A 17375-nucleotide genomic window follows, 5' to 3' on the forward strand; every position below is an offset into this window, starting at 1 on the left:
GGCGGGTTTGCCCATGCATTTCTCCTCTACCCCCGCCTTCGGCGCGCTCCTTCAACACGAAGGGGCTTTGCTCCAGATGCGGCGAGGGGTTGCCGGCCAGCGGCCGGCACTACCGCTTACCAGGTGTACTTGATGCGGCCGTACACATACGCGCCGTTGAAGCCGAACGGCGAGTAGTTGCTGTAGGGCAGCATGCCGAAGGTGGAGTTCTGCAGGTCTTCGGTGCGGTCCGGGTACTTGTCCAGCAGGTTGTCCGCGCCCACGGTCAGGGTCCAGTTGCTGCTCGGCTTGTAGCTGGCCGAGGCATCCACCACCCAGGCGTCGCCATAGGTCTGGTCGCGCAGCGCGGTGGCCGAATTGCGCACCGTGAATTTGCCGTAGCGGGTGGCGGCCAGGCCCAGTTCCCAGTGGTCCGAACGCCAGGTGCCGCTCAGGATCGCCTTGTCGCGCGGGTAGCTGTCCTCGATGCGGCCGATTTCATCGCGGCCGATCAGCGACTGGGTCAGGCCCAGCGTACCGAACACCGCCGGAGTGCCGCCGACGCGACGCACTTCGGTGTCGTTGTAGCTGTAGGCCGCGGTCAGTTCCAGGCTGCTGGCCGCGAACGGGACGGTGTAGCTGGACACGAAGTCGACACCCCGGGTGCGCGTATCCAGGCCGTTGGTGAAGTACGAGAACGCGGTCACCTGCGGCAGGCCGAGGCTGGTCAGCAGCGCGCTGCTGGCGGCGTTGGTGGTGATGCTGGACGACAGCGCGATGCGGTCATCGATGTCGATCTGGTATGCGTCGACGGTGATGTACAGGCGGTCGACCGGCTGCAGCACCAGGCCCAGGCTGTAGGAGGTGGAGGTCTCGGCCTTCAGCGGCGAGGCGCCCAGTGCCTGTGCAGCCGCGCTGGTGGTCGGGAAGGTGCCGCGCTCGACGAACACGCCGTTGGTGAACTGGCTGGTCACTGCCTGGTAGCCCTGCTGCGCCAGCGACGGTGCACGGAAGCCGCTGGAGGCGGTTGCCCGCAGCGCGACCTTGTCGGTGAACGCATAGCGTGCCGACAGCTTGCCGGAGAAACGGTCGCCGAAGTCCGAGTAGTCCTCGTAACGGCCGGTGATGCCGGCCGAGAACTTCTCGGTCAGGTCCGCTTCCAGGCCGGCGTAGACCGCGTAGTTGTGGCGGTCGGCATGCACTTCGTTGGTCGGGGTGAAACCGCCGAAGCCCTGCGCGCCACTGCCGGTGTACGAATTCAGCTCACCGGGGTTCTGGTCCCACTTCTCCTTGCGGTATTCACCGCCGAAGGACAGCGTGACCGGATAGGCCAGGCCCCAGTCCAGCGACTTGGTCAGGTCGGCGTTGAAGATGTCCTGCTGGTACTTGAGCGTGCCGTCGTAGAACGAGCGCGGGCTGGTGGCGCCCAGGCTGTAGTTGATGCTGTTGCGGGTGTGGAAGTCCAGGGTGTTCTCGCCATGGTTCAGGCTCAGGTCCCAGGTCCAGCCGTTGTCGGTGTTGCCCTTGACCCCGGCCACCAGCGAGCGGTCCTTGGAGTACTGGTTGATCTCCGGCACGAAGCCGTCCGGGTAGGTCTGCGCCAGCAGCGCGCTCTGCCCGTTGTGGTTGCGCGAGCGGTAGAACGCGAACGAGGTGATGTCGCGGTTGCTCAGCAGCGCGCTGGCGTAGCCGGTCACATGGTCGCTGAAGTCGAAGCTGGCGTTGGCCGAGGCGGCGGTGGCATCCACGCGCGGGTCGCCGACGATGAAGGTGGTCTGGCCGATGCTGGGGAAATTGCCGGTGTTCGGGGTGGTGCCGCGGTAAGGGCCGGCGCGGTTGCTCTCGTCCTGCTGGCTGATCTGGCCGGCCACGTGCACGCGGCCACGGCCGTTGCCGAACTCGACGCCGGTATCACCGGACAGCTGGTACTTGTTGCCGTCGCCGGCCGAATACTGGCCATAGTCCACCGCCAGGCTGCCGCCGCGGCCGCTGCCCTTGAGCACGATGTTGATGACGCCGGCGATGGCATCCGAGCCGTACTGTGCCGAAGCGCCGTCGCGCAGCACTTCCACGCGCTCGATGGCGGCGATCGGGATCGCGTTGATGTCCACCGCCGACGAACCACGGCCGATGCTGCCGTTGACGTTGATCATCGCCGAGGTATGGCGGCGCTTGCCGTTGACCAGCACCAGCACCTGGTCCGGCGACAGGCCGCGCAGCTGCGCCGGGCGCACGCCGCTGGTGCCGTCGGTCAGGGCCGGGCGCGGGAAGTTCAGCGAGGGCAGGGCGCGCGACAGCGCGGTGGCCAGTTCACCGGTGCCGGTGGACTGCAGGATTTCCGGGGTGATGATGTCGATCGGCGACTGTGATTCGGCGACCGTGCGGTCGGCCACGCGGGTGCCGGTGACGATCACCGTGTCCAGGGTGTTGGCGGCGGTGCCGGCCTGCTGGGCAGCGGCGACGAACGGAGAGCCACCGAGTGCGACAGCGACGGCGGCGGCGATCAGGCTGGTCTTGCGGGTCATCGGGATGGGGCTCCGGTTGGCGGGGGTGGCACCGGAATCGACATCACGGGGGTGAGGCGGACGGCGGTTGTTGCGGTGCGCAAGGCAGGAATTAACGGGATATTCAGTGGCTGTCAAATGCCGGTCATCGAAAAAAACGTTGCAGCAGCAACCATTTAGCTCGCACAGGCACAGGCGGGGAGGGGGAGCCCGGGAGGCGCGCGGCGAGGACGTGGGAGAGAGGAACGTCGGCCGCCGCGCATCCCGGGACGCGTCAAGTATTCGTTAACGCTAGAATTGCGTCGCAGGAACAGTGCTCACCAGCACATTCCATCCGGTTATATGGACCCCTCCCCCGATGATTTCCCTTCGTAATTTCGCCTTGCGCCGCGGCGAGCGGCTGCTGTTGTCCAATGTCGACCTGACCCTGCACGCCGGTTACCGGGTGGGTGTGGTCGGCCGCAACGGTGCTGGCAAGTCCAGCCTGTTCGCGGCGGTGAAGGGCGAGCTGGAGGCGGACAAGGGCGACGTCGACCTGCCCGGCAAGGTGCGCATCGCCAGCGTGGCCCAGGAAACCCCGTCGCTGCCCGACCCGGCGCTGAGCTTCGTGCTGGGCGGCGATATCGAGGTGGCCGCGGTGCTGGCCGCCGAAGCCGACGCCACCGCCCGCGAGGACTGGGAAGCGGTCGCTGAGGCGCATACGAAGATGGCCGAGCTCAACGCCTACGACGCCGAAGCGCGCGCCGGCAAGCTGCTGCACGGCCTCGGCTTCCCGGCCGAGACCCACCACCGCGCGGTGTCCTCGTTCTCCGGCGGCTGGCGCGTGCGCCTGAACCTGGCCCGCGCGCTGATGATGCCCAGCGACCTGCTGCTGCTGGACGAACCGACCAACCACCTCGATCTGGACGCGGTGTACTGGCTGGAACAGTGGCTGCTGAAGTACCCGGGTACGCTGCTGCTGATCTCGCATGACCGCGAGTTCCTCGACAACGTGGCCACCCACACCCTGCACCTGCACGGTGGCGGTGCCAAGCTCTACCCGGGCGGCTACACCGATTTCGAGCGCCAGCGCGCCGAACAGTTGCGCCAGCAGCAGATCGCGCACGAGAAGGAACAGGCCGAACGCGCCCACCTGCAGAGCTTCATCGACCGCTTCAAGGCGCAGGCCAGCAAGGCCGCGCAGGCACAGAGCCGCATGAAGCGCCTGGCCAAGCTGGCCGGTACCGAAGCGGTGCGTGCCGAGCGCGAGTTCCGCATCGAGTTCGCGCCGCCGGCCAAGCTGCCGTTCTCGCTGATCCGCCTGAATCACGTTGAGGCCGGCTATGGAAAGGACGCGGTGATCCTGCACAACGTCGGTTTCGGCCTGGAAGCGGGCCAGCGCATCGGTCTGCTCGGCCCGAACGGTGCCGGTAAGACCACCTTGGTCAAAACCCTGGTGGGCGAACTGGCGCCGATCGTCGGCGAGCGCATGGCGCACCCGGACCTGAAGATCGGCTACTTCGCCCAGCACACGGTGGAGTCGCTGCACGAAGGCCAGTCGCCGATGGAGCACTTCCGCGAGATCGCGCCGGATGCACCGAACCAGTCGTTCCGCGACTTCCTCGGCAAGTGGAACTTCCCCGGCGACCGCGCGTTCGAGCCGGTTGATGGCTTCTCCGGTGGCGAGCGCGCGCGCCTGGCACTGGCACTGATCGCCTGGCAGCAGCCGAACGTGCTGCTGCTGGACGAACCGACCAACCACCTTGACCTGGAAATGCGCGAAGCGCTGGCCGAAGCACTGGCGACCTTCGAGGGCGCGATCGTGATGGTCTCGCATGATCGCCACCTGATCGGCCTGGTCTGCGATACCTATTGGCGCGTGGCCGATGGCGTGGTCGAGCCGTTCGACGGCGACCTCGATGCGTATGCCGCGTGGCTGCGCACCCGTCCGCAGGCGCAGGGCACCAAGGCACGCATGGAGCAGGTGGAGGAGCCGGTGGTGGTCAAGACCGCACCGGTGGCGCAGGTGGTGCAGAAGAAGCCGGTGAACCCGCACAAGCTGGCCGCTGCCGAAGCCAAGGTGGCCGAACTGGAAGGTGCACTGGCCGAGCTGGACCGCCAGCTGGCCGACCCGGCCAACTACGCTGATGCCACCCGCATGGCGGTGATCGGCCGCGACCGCGAAACCGCGGCCGCGCAGCTGGAAAAGGCCGAAGCGGCGTGGATGGAGCTGCTGGAGTCCTGACCGGTAGTGCCGGCCGCTGGCCGGCAGCGCGGGGCGCCCCCAACGATCAAGGAGTTGCCGGCCGGCGGCCGGCACTACCTACGCGCCCTGCGCCTGCAGCCATTCACGGAACCGCTTCGCCGGCTCACGCTCGGCACGCGAGCGCAGCCGGGTCAGCCAGTAGCGGCCCAGCTCCAGCGTGGTGGCGAACGGCTGCAGCAGCCGGCCTTCGGCCAGTTCCTGCTCGAACATGCGCAGCGGCAGCAGGGCCACGCCCGCGCCCCCGGCGGCAGCCATCGCCACGGTCAGTGACGAATCGAACACCGGCCCGCGTGCTTCCACGCCACTGACCCCGGCCGCCTGCAGCCAGCGCGGCCACTCGTCGCTGCGGTAAGAGCGCAGCAACGGCAGCGTGGCGAGGTCGCGCGGTTGCTTCAGCCGTCGTGCCAGGGCCGGCGCACACAGCGGCGCGAAGGGTGCATCGAGAATCGCCGTGCAGGCCTGGCCCTGCCAGTCGCCGTCACCGAAGCGGATCGCCAGGTCCAGCCCTTCGCCGGCCAGGTCGATGCGGTTGTTGTGGGTCTGCAGGCGCAGCTCGATGTCCGGATGCGCAGCCTCGAATGCGGCCAGCCGTGGCAGCAGCCAGCCGGTGGCGAAGGTGCCGACCACGCCCAACGTCAGCACCTCACGCGCGGGCCCACCGGTGTAACGCGCGATGCTGGCCGAGATGCGCTCGAACGATTCGTTGAGCACGGGATACAGCGCCGCCCCCTCATCGGTCAGTGCGACGCCACGCGGCAGGCGATGGAACAGCCGGATGCCGAGCCGATCCTCCAGGCCACGGATCTGATGGCTCAACGCCGCCTGGCTGACGCACAGCTCCAGTGCGGCACGGGTGAAGTTCTGGTGGCGGGCGGCGGCTTCGAAGGCGCGCAGCGCATTCAGCGGCAGGGTGGGGTGCAGCATTGCGAAGTCGTGAGCTGGAGTGATGGCTGATCCTAACGCCTCACGGGCTTATTTCGTGAAATTAAGGGGTTGAATGCTGGCGGCATGAGTTAAGTTCATGCCTAGTGCTGATTCTTTGCGCTGGTCGGCCCCGCAGGCGGCGTCAATAATCGAGCGGTCACCAGGAGAACCCCTATGCTCGCCCGTCGCCGATTCCTGCAGTTCAGTGGTGCTGCCGTTGCTTCCTCGCTGCTTGCCCCTGCGCTGGCGCGGGCCGTTGTACCTGCGTCCGGCACATCCGCTGCGAACGCCGCCATTGCCGGCGCCGCCGATTTCGCCGCGCTGGAAAAAGCCAGTGGTGGCCGCCTGGGCGTGGCCGTGCTGGACACCGGTAGTGGCCGTCGCATCGGCGGGCATCGGCAGGACGAACGCTTCCCGATGTGCAGCACGTTCAAATCGATGCTGGTGGCCCATGTGCTGAGCCTGGCGGATGCAGGCCGCGTTTCGCTCGACACCCGTGTGCCCATCGCTGAGCAGGATCTGCTGTCCTACGCTCCGGTGGCGCGCCGCCATGTGGGCAAGGACCTGACGGTGCGCGACCTGTGCCGGGGCACGCTGACCACCAGCGACAACACCGCGGCCAACCTGCTGCTGGACGTGGTAGGCGGGCCGTCGGCGCTGACGGCATTCCTGCGCGGGCAGGGCGACAGCGTTACCCGCAATGACCGCAACGAGCCGGACATGAATCTGTTCGCGAAGGGAGACCCGCGCGATACCACCAGCCCGGCCGCGATGGCCACCAGCCTGGCCCGCTTCGCGGTGGGCAATGGCCTGCAGCCGGCATCGCGCCAGCAGTTCGCCGATTGGCTGATCGACAACCAGACCGGCGATGCCTGCCTGCGCGCCGGGCTGGGCAAGCGCTGGCGGGTGGGCGACAAGACCGGCAGCAACGGTGATGACACGCGCAACGACATCGCCGTGCTGTGGCCGCATGCGGGCGGCCCAGCGTGGGTGGTCACCGCCTATCTGCAAGGCGCGTCGGTCGACGACGACCAGCGTGCAGCCGTGCTCGCACGGGTGGGTGCGCTGGCCGATGCGATGATCGGATGAGGTAACCGGGGTCATTCGAAAATGGCTTGCCGGATCGGTCCGGCACGCGCATCCTGCGCGCGTTCGAACCCCACGGAAGACCCTGATGAGCCATGAGTTGATCTACCTGCTGCTGATCTTCGCGCTGCTGGTGATCCCCCGCGCGCTGCAGCGATTCAGCCTGCCGGCGCCGCTGACCTGCCTGCTGTTCGGCATCATCGGCATGCTGTGGCTGGGTGACCAGGCGCACGATGCGGTGATCGGCCTGCTGGCCACACTGGGCATTTCCTCGCTGTTCCTGTTCGCCGGCCTGGAAGTGGATCTGCAGGCCCTGCGCCGTGGCATGTGGCCGCTGCTGGCGCACCTGGTGATCCGCACCGGCACGCTGTTCGGCGTGGGCTGGCTGGCCTGGCGCTACGCGGAGCTGCCGTGGCAGGCCGCGGGCCTGCTGGCGCTGGCGCTGCTGACGCCCTCCACCGGCTTCATCATGGATTCGCTGTCGCGGCTGGGCCTGAGCGAAGACGAGCGGTTCTGGGTGACCAGCAAGGCCATTGCCGGCGAACTGCTGGCGCTGGCGGCGTTGTTCATCGTGCTGCAGGCCGGTGACCCGGGCCATATGGCGCTGTCCAGCCTGGCCCTGCAGGTAATGATGATCGGCCTGCCGCTGCTGTTCATCGCGCTGGGACGCTGGGTGGCACCGCACGCGCCCGGCTCGGAGTTCTCGCTGCTGGTGATGGTCGGCATGGTCGCGGCCTACATCACCTATCTGCTGGGCGTGTACTACCTGGTGGGCGCGTTCATCGCCGGCCTGGTCGCGCGCCTGCTGCACCAGCGGATGCCGCTGCTGGCCTCGCACGAGAACCTGCACGCGCTGCGCCTGTTCGCCTCGTTCTTCGTGCCGTTCTATTTCTTCAACGCCGGCACCAAGGTGCCCAGCGAAGCGCTCAGCTTCGAGGCGCTGGGGCTGGGCATCGTGATCACCCTGGTGGTGCTGCCGCTGCGCATCGGCGTGGTCTGGCTGCAGCGGCGGGTGATGTTCGGCGAGAGTTTCCGCAGCAGCCTGCGCGTCTCGCTGGCGCTGGCGCCGACGCTGATCTTCACCCTGGTGCTGGCGGCGATCATGCGCGAGCGCTTCCAGATTCCGGCGGTGCTGTTCGGCGCGCTGCTGCTGTACGCAGCACTGACCACGCTGCTGCCGTCGCTGGTGTTCCGCACGCCGTTCGATGTCGATCCGGTGGAACAGGAGCCGGCAGGCGAGGGCGAGTCCGCGCCGGTGGCAGCCACCGAGACGCTGCCGGAGGCGCAGCCCGCGCCACGCTGAGCGGGCACCTGCACGGTTTGCGCCCATCGGCGCAGGCCGTTAGGGTTGGGGCATGAAACTGCCTGCCGTTGTCACCGCTTCCGCCCTCCTGCTCGGCCTCGCGGCCTGTTCGCAGCGCTCCGATACGGTCGCCCATGATCTGGCGACCGCACCGGCCGATGCCTTCATGGCGGCCATTGCCGCGCACTGCGGCCAGGCTTACGCCGGCAAGGTGGTGGAGGACACGCCGGCACCTGCCGGCAAGGACCCGTTCGCGGGCCAGCGCCTGGTCATGCACGTGCGTGGCTGTGCCGACCCGGCACACGAGCTGCGCATCCCGTTCCATGTCGGCGATGACCATTCGCGCACCTGGGTGCTGACCCGTACGCCGAACGGCCTCCGCCTGAAGCACGATCATCGCCACCAGGACGGCAGCCCGGATGCGATCACCCTGTACGGCGGCGACAGCACGCCGCCGGGAACCGCCGAGCGCCAGCAGTTCCCGGCCGATGCCGATTCAGTGGCGATGTTCCGTCGGGCCGACATGCTGGCCTCGACGTTCAATACCTGGGCGATGGAAATCGACCCCGACCAGACGTTCGTCTACGAACTGACCCGTCCCGACGGGCGCCGTTTCCGCGTGCAGTTCGACCTGAGCCAGCCGGTCGACCTGCCGCCAGCGCCCTGGGGTGACGAGAAGGCACCCCAGTAGATCACGCGATGCGCGGGTGAATGCCTGGCCAGGGTCGGAGCCCAGGCAGGGATCCGACCCCGGGGGTTCAGCGCGTACCAAAGCGCGCGCGGCAGCCGTTGCTCACCCACACCTGCCCGCGCGCATAGCCCCAGCTGCGGCCTTCCTGGCAGGCACTGCCGGACAGCTGCTGCTGCAGCACCGGCCGGCCCTGGCGGTCATCCCAGTCGCAGGTCTGCGAGCGGTTGTTGTTGCTGCTGCAGGTGACCGAGTAGTTGCTGTTGCCACCGCCCCAGCCGCCGCCGCCGCCCCAGCCGCGGGCTTCGGCGAATTCGGCGCGGCAGCCATTGCTGACCCAGACCGCGCCATTGCGCACGCCCCAGGTGCGGCCCTCGTCGCAGGGGCTGCCGGACAGCTGGCGCACCAGGCGGGCATTGCGCCAGCCGACCGGGCAGCTGCGCTCGCGGTTGTTCTGGCTTTCGCAGCGGATGGTGTCGCCCGGGCGGCCGTTGTTGCCGCCCCAGCCACCGCCGTTGCCGCCGCCCCAGCCGCCACGGGACTCGACGAATTCGGCGCGGCAGCCGCTGGTGACCCAGATGCTGCCGTTGCGGCTGCCCCAGGTGCGGCCTTCCTCGCACGGGCTGCCGGACAACTGGCGGACCAGCTGCGCGTTGCGCCAGCCGGTGTTGCAGACCCGTTCGCGGTTGCTCTGGCTTTCGCAGCGGATCACCCCGTTCTGCGCAGTGGCGGAAGGGACGGGCAGGGCGAGGGTGCCCAGCGCACCCAGGCTGAGGGTCACGGCCAGGCTGGCCAGGGACAGCGGTTTCATGGCGGCATCCCATACGGTGGCAGGTGCCCGACTATAGGGAGGGGGGCGATCAAGCCGGTGTGACTGGCCGGATTTGCCCCGGCCGGGGCCTCGGCCGCAGAATACGAGGCTTTCCGGCCCCCATCCGGTGCCGGCGTTCTCCAGCGGAGCTTCCCCCATGCGTACCCACTTCTGCGGCCTGGTCGACGAGACCCTGATTGGCCAGACTGTCACCCTCGCCGGTTGGACCGACGTGGCCCGTAACCAGGGCGGCGTCTGCTTCATCGATCTTCGAGATCATGAAGGCATCGTGCAGGTGACGGTGGAGGTGGACAACGCCGAAGTGTTCGCCGTGGCCGCGTCGCTGGGCTACGAGGACGTGCTGCAGGTGGAAGGCGTGGTGCGTGCCCGCCATGCGGTGAACGACAAGATGCGCACCGGCAAGGTGGAAGTGATCGCCACTGCCATCACCGTGCTGAACAAGGCCGCGCCGCTGCCGTTCCACGCCCATGAGAACCCGGGCGAGGAAACCCGCCTGAAGTACCGCTACCTGGACCTGCGCCGACCGGAAATGCAGCGCATGCAGCGCACCCGCATCAAGCTGGTGCAGGCGCTGCGCCGCCACCTGGACGAAAAGGGCTTCCAGGACATCGAGACCCCGATCCTGACCAAGGCCACCCCGGAAGGCGCGCGCGACTTCCTGGTGCCGGCGCGAATGCACCCGGGCGAGTTCTACGCCCTGCCGCAGAGCCCGCAGCTGTTCAAGCAGATCCTGATGGTGGCCGGCTTCGACCGCTACTACCAGATCGCGCGCTGCTTCCGCGACGAAGCCCTGCGTGCCGACCGCCAGCTGGAATTCACCCAGCTGGACATGGAGTTCGCCTTCGTCCGCGAACGCGACGTGCAGGATTTCGTCGAGAACATGATCCGCGCCATCTTCAAGGAAGTGGTCGACGTCGAGCTGGATGCCAGCTTCCCGCGCATGACTTGGGCCGAAGCCATGCGCCGCTACGGCTCGGACAAGCCGGACCTGCGCATCGCGCTGGAACTGGTGGACGTGGCCGAGCTGGTCAAGGACAGCGAATTCGCCGTGTTCACCGGCCCGGCTAATGATGCCGAGGGTCGCGTCGCCGCGCTGCGCATCCCGGGCGGCGCCTCGCTGTCGCGCAAGCAGATCGACGAGTACGCCGCGCACGCCGCCAAGTACGGCGCCAAGGGCCTGGCCTACATCAAGATCGCCGAGAACGGCGAAGTCAGCTCGCCGATCCAGAAGTTCTTCAGCGAGGCATCCTTCGCCGCCCTGGTCGCCCACGTCGGCGCCGGCAACGGCGACATCGTGTTCTTCGGTGCCGGTGGCTACAACAAGGTGTCCGACTTCATGGGCGCCCTGCGCCTGAAGGCCGGCAAGGACTTCGGCCTGGTCGCCGACGGCTGGGCCCCGCTGTGGGTCACCGACTTCCCGATGTTCGAGTGGGACGAGGAAGAACAGCGCTACGTCGCCCTGCATCACCCCTTCACCGCACCGGCCGTGGATGACATCGCCGACCTGCGCGCCAACGCCCGTACCGCCGTCTCGCGCGGCTACGACATGGTGCTCAACGGCAATGAAATCGGCGGCGGTTCGATCCGTATCCACCGTCCGGACATGCAGAGCGCAGTGTTCGAACTGCTCGGCATCGGCGCCGAAGAAGCCCGCGCCAAGTTCGGCTTCCTGCTCGACGCGCTGAACTACGGCGCGCCGCCGCACGGTGGCATCGCCTTCGGCATCGACCGCATCGCCGCGCTGATGGCCGGCACCGAATCGATCCGCGACGTCATCCCGTTCCCGAAGACCACCGGTGCACAGGATCTGATGACCGACGCGCCGTCGCCGATCGTCGACGCGCAGCTGGCCGAAGTGCACATCCAGGTTCGCCCCAAGACCAACTGATCAGGAGATCCAGGCAATGACCGAGTTTGCGTTTTCGCTGGAGTGGGAAAAGCTGGGCAATGAAGGCTCCGAGGCCAACCTGGTCACCGAGCGTGCGCGCGTGTTCGGGGGTTGGCTGGTCCGCGTCGGTACCAATCCGGCGGCGATGGCCCTGACCTTCGTCGCCGACGGCGAAGGCCGTTGGGATGGTGAAGACTTCGGCGTCGAGGATTACGAGGACGACGAAGAGGAAGAGTACGACGAGGACGAGGAAGGCGAGGAAGAAGAGGACGAGGACGAAGAGGAATACGAGGAAGAGGACGAGGAAGACGAAGCCGCGGAAGCGCCGGAAAAGGCTTGACCCGCGCGTCGCCCTGACGTCAACTTCCTGCATGTATTCCATCCGCCGCGCCACCGTGGACGACGCGCCGACCCTGTCGGCGCTGGCCGCCCGCACGTTCACCGAAACCTTCGGCCATCTGTACCCGCCGCAGGACCTGCAGGCCTTCCTCGAGGAGGCCTACTCGGTCGAGCGCCAGTGCGTGATCCTGGCCCACCCGGACTACGCGGTGTGGCTGCTGGAGCTGGACGGGGAGGCGGTCGGCCATGCCGCCGCCGGCCCCTGTGGCCTGCCGCATCCGGAGGTGAAGCCCGGTGACGGCGAACTCAAGCGCCTGTATCTCATCAAGACCCAGCAGAGTTGTGGCTGGGGCAGCCGCCTGCTGGAAACCGCACTGGCCTGGCTGGAGCATGAAGGCCCGCGCACGCTGTGGCTGGGCGTGTGGTCGGAGAATTTCGGCGCGCAGCGCTTCTACGCCCGCTACGGGTTCGAGAAAGCCGGCGAGTACCTGTTCCCGGTCGGTGACACCCACGATCTCGAATTCATCCTGCGCCGCGCACCGCGCGTGGCCTGACGTTCACCGCCGCTTGCTGCGCGCGCGTGTTCAATCACCGTACGTTCCTGCCCCGCTGACCGCCAGGCTGTTTGCATGACTCCCCCCGTATTGCTGCTGCATGGCATCTGGAATGCCCGTGCCTGGGTCGGGCCGCTGGCCTGGCGCCTGCGCGCGCGTGGTTTCCAGGTGCACGCCTTCGGTTATTCCTCGGTGTTCGGTGGCCCCGACGTGGCCGTGCCGCAGCTGTTGGAGCGCCTGACCGACGCCGGGCCGTTGTCGCTGGTCGGCCACAGCCTGGGTGGGTTGCTGGCGCTGGAGGCCCTGCGCCGCCAGCCGCAGCTGGATGTTCAGCGCGTGGTCTGCCTGGGCTCGCCGCTGCGTGGCAGCGGCACCGCGCGGTCGCTGTCCGACCATGGCTGGGGCCTGGCGCTGGGGCGCAGCAGCGAGCTGCTGCTGGATGGCCTGCCGGACTGGCAGGGCAAGGCCGAGGTCGGCCTGATCGCCGGCTCGGTGCCGCATGGGCTGGGCAGCCTGCTGGGCGCGATGGACGACGCCTCCGATGGCACGGTGGCGCTGGCCGAGACGCGCCTGCCGGGCCTTTCCGACCATTGCGTGGTGCGCACCAGCCACAGCGGCCTGGTGGTATCGCCCGATGCCGCACGGCAGACCGCGTATTTCCTGCGCCACGGCCAGTTCGACCACAGCCGCGACGCCGCTGCCGCGTAGGTGGGTGGGTGCGGCCGGCCTGCTTTGGTGGGTGCGAACCGTTGGTTCGCACGCTCTCCGCCGGGCATGACCTGCCGGCATCCCTCCGCCCTAGACACGGTTGCAGCGCGCGATCAGGTAGAATCCGCGCCTTGATCCTGAAGCAGCCAGACGGTAGCACCCATGGGTAGAGGCCCCTCCATCGAAGCCCGCAAGAACGCGTCCGACGCGAAGCGCGGCAAGATTTTCACCAAGATCATCCGCGAGATCGGCGTAGCCGCGCGCGGCGGTGGAGGCGACCCCAACAACAACCCGCGCCTGCGCGTGGCGATGGACAAGGGCCTGGCCGTGAACATGTCCAAGGACGTGATCGAGCGCGCCATCAAGAAGGCCACCGGTGAGCTGGAAGGCGTCGACTACGAGGAAATCCGCTACGAGGGCTATGCCCCGGGCGGCGTGGCCGTCATCGTCGACTGCCTGACCGACAACCGCGTGCGCACCGTGGCCGATGTCCGCCATGCGTTCAGCAAGTGCGGCGGCAACATGGGCACCGAAGGCTCGGTGGCGTTCATGTTCAAGCGCCTGGGCGTGCTCAGCTTCGCCCCGGGGGCCGATGAAGAGGCGATCACCGAGGCGGCCATCGAGGCCGGCGCCGATGACATCGTGGTCTACCCGGACGACGGTGCGATCGATGTGGTCACCAGTCCTGACGCGTTCAACGCGGTCAAGGACGCGATGGCTGCGGCCGGCCATGTCGCCGGCCACGCCGAGATCACCTTCCGCGCGGACAACGACATCAAGGTCGAGGGCGAGGTCGCCCTGCAGGTCAAGAAGCTGCTGGACATGCTCGAAGACCTGGACGACGTGCAGGACGTGTACTCCAACGCCGAACTCGGCGCCGACGCCTACGCCTGAGCCGTCCTGACGGCCTGGGCGCGGGCCGTTGAACGGTCACCGCGGACAGACATGAGCCCATACGCCTGCCAGCGCTTCCCGTTCCGTCCCGCCAGGAGTGCGGCATGACCCGCATCCTCGGCATCGACCCCGGTTCGCAGCGGACCGGGGTCGGCATCATCGATGTCGACGCCGCCGGCCGCGTCAGCCACGTGCACCACCAGCCGCTGGTGCTGCTGGGCGCCGACGATTTCCCGCAGCGCATGAAGCTGCTGGTGCTGGGCCTGGCCGACCTGTGCCGGGAATACCAGCCCAACGAAGTGGCCATCGAAAAGGTCTTCATGGCCCGCAACCCCGATTCGGCGCTGAAGCTGGGCCAGGCCCGTGGCGCGGCGATTTCCGCCGTGGTGCTGCGTGACCTGCCGGTGCACGAATATGCTGCCAGCGAGATCAAGCTGGCGGTGGTCGGTCGCGGTGGCGCCGAAAAGCAACAGGTTCAACACATGGTCGGGCTCATGCTCAACCTGAAAACCAAGCTGCAGGCCGACGCGGCCGACGCGTTGGCGGTGGCGATCACCCATGCCCACGTGAGGGCAACGGCCAACCGCCTGGGGCTCAGCGCCCGCCAGGCGTGGGGCCGCAAATGAGGAGCTGCACGCAATGATCGGTCGACTGCGCGGCATCGTCGCCTACAAGGCGCCGCCGTGGCTGGTGGTGGACGTGAACGGGGTGGGCTACGAGCTGGAGGCGCCGATGAGCACCTTCTACGACCTGCCCGAGCTCGGCCGCGAGGTCACCCTGTATACCCATTATTCGCAGAAGGAAGACAGCGTCTCGCTGTACGGCTTCCTGCGCGAGGGCGAGCGGCGCCTGTTCCGCGACGTGCAGAAGGTCAGCGGCATCGGCGCGAAGATCGCGCTGGCCGTGCTGTCCGGGGTGACCGTCGAGGAGTTCGCGCGCATGGTCCAGGCCGGTGACATCACCGCGCTGACCCGCATTCCGGGCATCGGCAAGAAGACCGCCGAGCGCATGGTGCTGGAACTGCGCGACCGCGCCGCCCAGTTCGGCGCGGGCGGCGCGTTGCCCACCGGCAGTGGCCCGGCCCCGGCCGATCCGTTGTCCGACGCCACCGTGGCCCTGCAGCAGCTGGGCTACAAGCCGGCCGAAGCGGCGCGCATGGCGCGTGATGCCTTCAATGAAGGCGACGAAGTGGCCACCGTGATCCGCAAGGCGCTGCAGTCGGCGCTGCGCTGAGCCGCCTTCCTTTCCCCCAACGAACCGCCTGAGCCCCGCCAGGAGTCCCATGTCCAGCAGTCAAACCCCGCACGCAGCCGCCCCCGGTGGCCACGGTCACGCCCCTCCCGCGGGAGGCATGGCGCTGATCATCGGTGCGATCGGCGTGGTCTTCGGCGATATCGGTACCAGCCCGCTGTACACCCTGAAGGAGGCGTTCTCACCGCACTACGGGCTCAACAGCGACCATGACACCGTGCTGGGCGTGCTGTCGCTGGCGTTCTGGGCGCTGAACATCGTGGTCACGCTGAAGTACGTGACCATCATCATGCGCGCCGACAACGACGGCGAGGGCGGCATCATGGCGCTGATGGCGCTGACCCAGCGCACATTGCGCAACGGGTCGCGCTCGGCCTATGTGGTCGGCATCCTCGGTATCTTCGGCGCCTCGCTGTTCTTCGGCGACGGTGTGATCACCCCGGCGATCTCGGTGCTGGGTGCGGTTGAAGGCCTGGAGGTGGCCGCGCCCGGGCTGCATGCCTTCATTGTGCCGATCACGGTGGTGGTGCTGCTGATGGTGTTCGCCGCGCAGCGCTTTGGCACCGAGAAGATCGGCAAGGCGTTCGGCCCGATCACCTCGGTCTGGTTCATTTCGCTGGCCGCGATCGGCATCTACAACATCGTAGACGCACCGGAAGTGCTCAAGGCCTTCAACCCGTGGTGGGCGATCCGCTTCTTCATGGAGCACAGCTGGCACGGCATCTTCATCCTGGGCGCGGTGGTGCTGGCGGTGACCGGTGGCGAGGCGCTGTACGCCGACATGGGCCACTTCGGCGCCAAGCCGATCCGCCACGCCTGGTATTTCTTCGTGCTGCCGTGCCTGGTGCTGAACTACCTGGGGCAGGGCGCACTGGTGCTCAACCACCCCGAGGCGCTGAAAAACCCGTTCTTCGAGGCAGTACCGCCGTGGGCGCTGTACCCGATGATCATCCTGGCCACGATGGCGGCGGTGATCGCCTCGCAGTCGGTCATCACCGGTGCGTTCTCGGTCTCGCGCCAGGCCATGCAGCTGGGTTACATCCCGCGTATGCGCATCAAGCACACCTCGCACGACACCATCGGCCAGATCTACATCCCGGGCATCAACTGGGGCATCGCGGTGATGGTGATCGGCCTGGTGCTGGCCTTCCGCAGCTCGTCGAACCTGGCCGTGGCCTACGGCATCTCGGTATCGGCCACCATGCTGATCGATACCCTGCTGCTGGCGCTGGTGGCGCGTTCGCTGTGGCCGAAGGCGCGCAACTGGATCCTGCCGCTGTGCGTGGTGTTCTTCATCATCGACCTCGGCTTCGTCATCGCCAACGGCGCCAAGCTGCTGCAGGGCGCCTGGTTCCCGGTGGTGCTGGGCATCTTCCTGTTCACCATGATGCGCACCTGGCGCCGTGGCCGCGAGCTGCTGCGCGATGAAATCCGCAAGGACGGCATCCGCCTGGATACCTTCCTGCCGGGCCTGATGCTGGCGCCGCCGGTGCGCGTGCCGGGCACCGCGGTGTTCCTCACCGCCGACCCGACCGTGGCTCCGCACGCGCTGATGCACAACCTCAAGCACAACAAGGTGCTGCACGAGCGCAACGTGTTCCTGCACGTGGAAACCCTGCCGATCCCGTATGCGATGGAAGGGCAGCGGCTGAAGATCGAATCGGTGGGCGACGAGTTCTACCGGGTCTACGTGCGCTTCGGCTTCATGGAAACCCCGGACGTGCCGCTGGCGCTGATGCGCTCGTGCGACCACGGTGGCATCTACTTCGACCCGATGGACACCACCTTCTTCGCCAGCCGCGAGACCATCGTCGCCACCGCCAACCGTGGCATGCCGATCTGGCGCGACAAGCTGTTCGCGTTGATGCATCGCAACGCCGCGCCGGCGACGGGGTTCTTCCGGATTCCGGGCAACAGATTGGTGGAATTGGGCGCCCAAGTGGAGATCTAGGGCCGCTTCCTTCCTCGATACCGCCATGCTTCCATCCACGCATGGCGTGGATCTACTGTGTCGACCAAGGTCGACACCCACCAGGAGCAGCCATGTCATTCCGACAGATCGCAGGAATCTGTCGAAGGCGGGGTGGGTCCGGTTGCGGGGGTGTGAGCGGCATGGATGCCGCGACCAAGCCCCCATGGATGGGTTTACGGCGTCCCCCGCAACCGGACCCACCCCGCCA

Annotated in this window: 15 protein-coding genes; 12 read left to right on the forward strand and 3 right to left on the reverse strand. The window is 67.7% G+C overall.

Features of this window, described 5'->3' with window-relative positions; all coding sequences use genetic code 11:
• Window positions 1–116 precede the first annotated feature (116 nt).
• Window positions 117–2504, reverse strand: a complete 2388-nt coding sequence (locus tag N7590_RS09905) for a TonB-dependent receptor (protein ID WP_164242240.1) — start codon at window positions 2502–2504, stop codon at window positions 117–119.
• A 337-nt stretch (window positions 2505–2841) separates the two neighbouring features.
• Here N7590_RS09905 and N7590_RS09910 point away from each other — a divergent pair, with 337 nt between their 5' ends.
• Complete coding sequence (locus N7590_RS09910) at window positions 2842–4707, forward strand: ABC-F family ATP-binding cassette domain-containing protein (RefSeq protein ID WP_006438468.1); 1866 nt, start codon at window positions 2842–2844, stop codon at window positions 4705–4707.
• 78 nt (window positions 4708–4785) lie between these two features.
• Here the strand turns inward: N7590_RS09910 and ampR are convergent, their stop codons facing one another.
• Entirely contained in the window at window positions 4786–5652 is an 867-nt protein-coding gene (gene ampR, locus N7590_RS09915; protein WP_164242242.1) for a LysR family transcriptional regulator AmpR, read from the reverse strand.
• Window positions 5653–5826: 174 nt separating this feature from the next.
• Here ampR and blaL2 point away from each other — a divergent pair, with 174 nt between their 5' ends.
• The 3 genes from blaL2 to N7590_RS09930 all read left to right on the forward strand — a co-directional run bounded on the left by blaL2 (window position 5827) and on the right by N7590_RS09930 (window position 8732).
• Window positions 5827–6741, forward strand: a complete 915-nt coding sequence (gene blaL2 / locus N7590_RS09920) for a L2 family extended-spectrum class A beta-lactamase (protein ID WP_053510274.1) — start codon at window positions 5827–5829, stop codon at window positions 6739–6741.
• An 85-nt stretch (window positions 6742–6826) separates the two neighbouring features.
• Entirely contained in the window at window positions 6827–8041 is a 1215-nt protein-coding gene (locus N7590_RS09925) for a cation:proton antiporter (protein ID WP_279935437.1), read from the forward strand.
• 52 nt (window positions 8042–8093) lie between these two features.
• The gene (locus N7590_RS09930; RefSeq protein ID WP_053510278.1) at window positions 8094–8732 is read left to right on the forward strand and encodes a hypothetical protein; all 639 of its coding nucleotides are present in this window, start codon (window positions 8094–8096) and stop codon (window positions 8730–8732) included.
• Window positions 8733–8799: 67 nt separating this feature from the next.
• Here N7590_RS09930 and N7590_RS09935 read toward each other — a convergent pair whose 3' ends face one another.
• Entirely contained in the window at window positions 8800–9540 is a 741-nt protein-coding gene (locus tag N7590_RS09935) for a DUF3011 domain-containing protein (RefSeq protein WP_164242244.1), read from the reverse strand.
• A 157-nt stretch (window positions 9541–9697) separates the two neighbouring features.
• Between N7590_RS09935 and aspS the strand changes: the two genes are divergently transcribed.
• The 8 genes from aspS to N7590_RS09975 all read left to right on the forward strand — a co-directional run bounded on the left by aspS (window position 9698) and on the right by N7590_RS09975 (window position 17146).
• Entirely contained in the window at window positions 9698–11449 is a 1752-nt protein-coding gene (aspS, locus tag N7590_RS09940; RefSeq protein ID WP_164242246.1) for an aspartate--tRNA ligase, read from the forward strand.
• A gap of 16 nt (window positions 11450–11465) precedes the next feature.
• Entirely contained in the window at window positions 11466–11789 is a 324-nt protein-coding gene (locus tag N7590_RS09945; RefSeq protein ID WP_006438575.1) for a hypothetical protein, read from the forward strand.
• A 31-nt stretch (window positions 11790–11820) separates the two neighbouring features.
• A complete protein-coding gene (locus N7590_RS09950; protein ID WP_164242248.1) occupies window positions 11821–12342 on the forward strand; it encodes a GNAT family N-acetyltransferase in 522 nt (173 codons plus the stop codon).
• Window positions 12343–12417: 75 nt separating this feature from the next.
• A complete protein-coding gene (locus tag N7590_RS09955; RefSeq protein WP_053450578.1) occupies window positions 12418–13050 on the forward strand; it encodes an alpha/beta fold hydrolase in 633 nt (210 codons plus the stop codon).
• 162 nt (window positions 13051–13212) lie between these two features.
• Window positions 13213–13944: a YebC/PmpR family DNA-binding transcriptional regulator gene (locus N7590_RS09960; protein ID WP_053510284.1), complete on the forward strand. Its 732-nt coding sequence runs from the start codon at window positions 13213–13215 to the stop codon at window positions 13942–13944.
• A 104-nt stretch (window positions 13945–14048) separates the two neighbouring features.
• Window positions 14049–14570 (forward strand): crossover junction endodeoxyribonuclease RuvC, encoded by a 522-nt coding sequence (gene ruvC / locus N7590_RS09965; RefSeq protein WP_008268142.1) that lies wholly within the window; start codon window positions 14049–14051, stop codon window positions 14568–14570.
• 13 nt (window positions 14571–14583) lie between these two features.
• Window positions 14584–15177 (forward strand): Holliday junction branch migration protein RuvA, encoded by a 594-nt coding sequence (ruvA, locus tag N7590_RS09970; protein ID WP_005410756.1) that lies wholly within the window; start codon window positions 14584–14586, stop codon window positions 15175–15177.
• Between the two features lie 118 nt (window positions 15178–15295).
• Window positions 15296–17146, forward strand: a complete 1851-nt coding sequence (locus N7590_RS09975) for a potassium transporter Kup (RefSeq protein ID WP_168356094.1) — start codon at window positions 15296–15298, stop codon at window positions 17144–17146.
• Window positions 17147–17375: the final 229 nt, after the last annotated feature.

The organism is Stenotrophomonas sp. GD04024 (assembly GCF_029837545.1).
Classification (GTDB): domain Bacteria; phylum Pseudomonadota; class Gammaproteobacteria; order Xanthomonadales; family Xanthomonadaceae; genus Stenotrophomonas; species Stenotrophomonas forensis.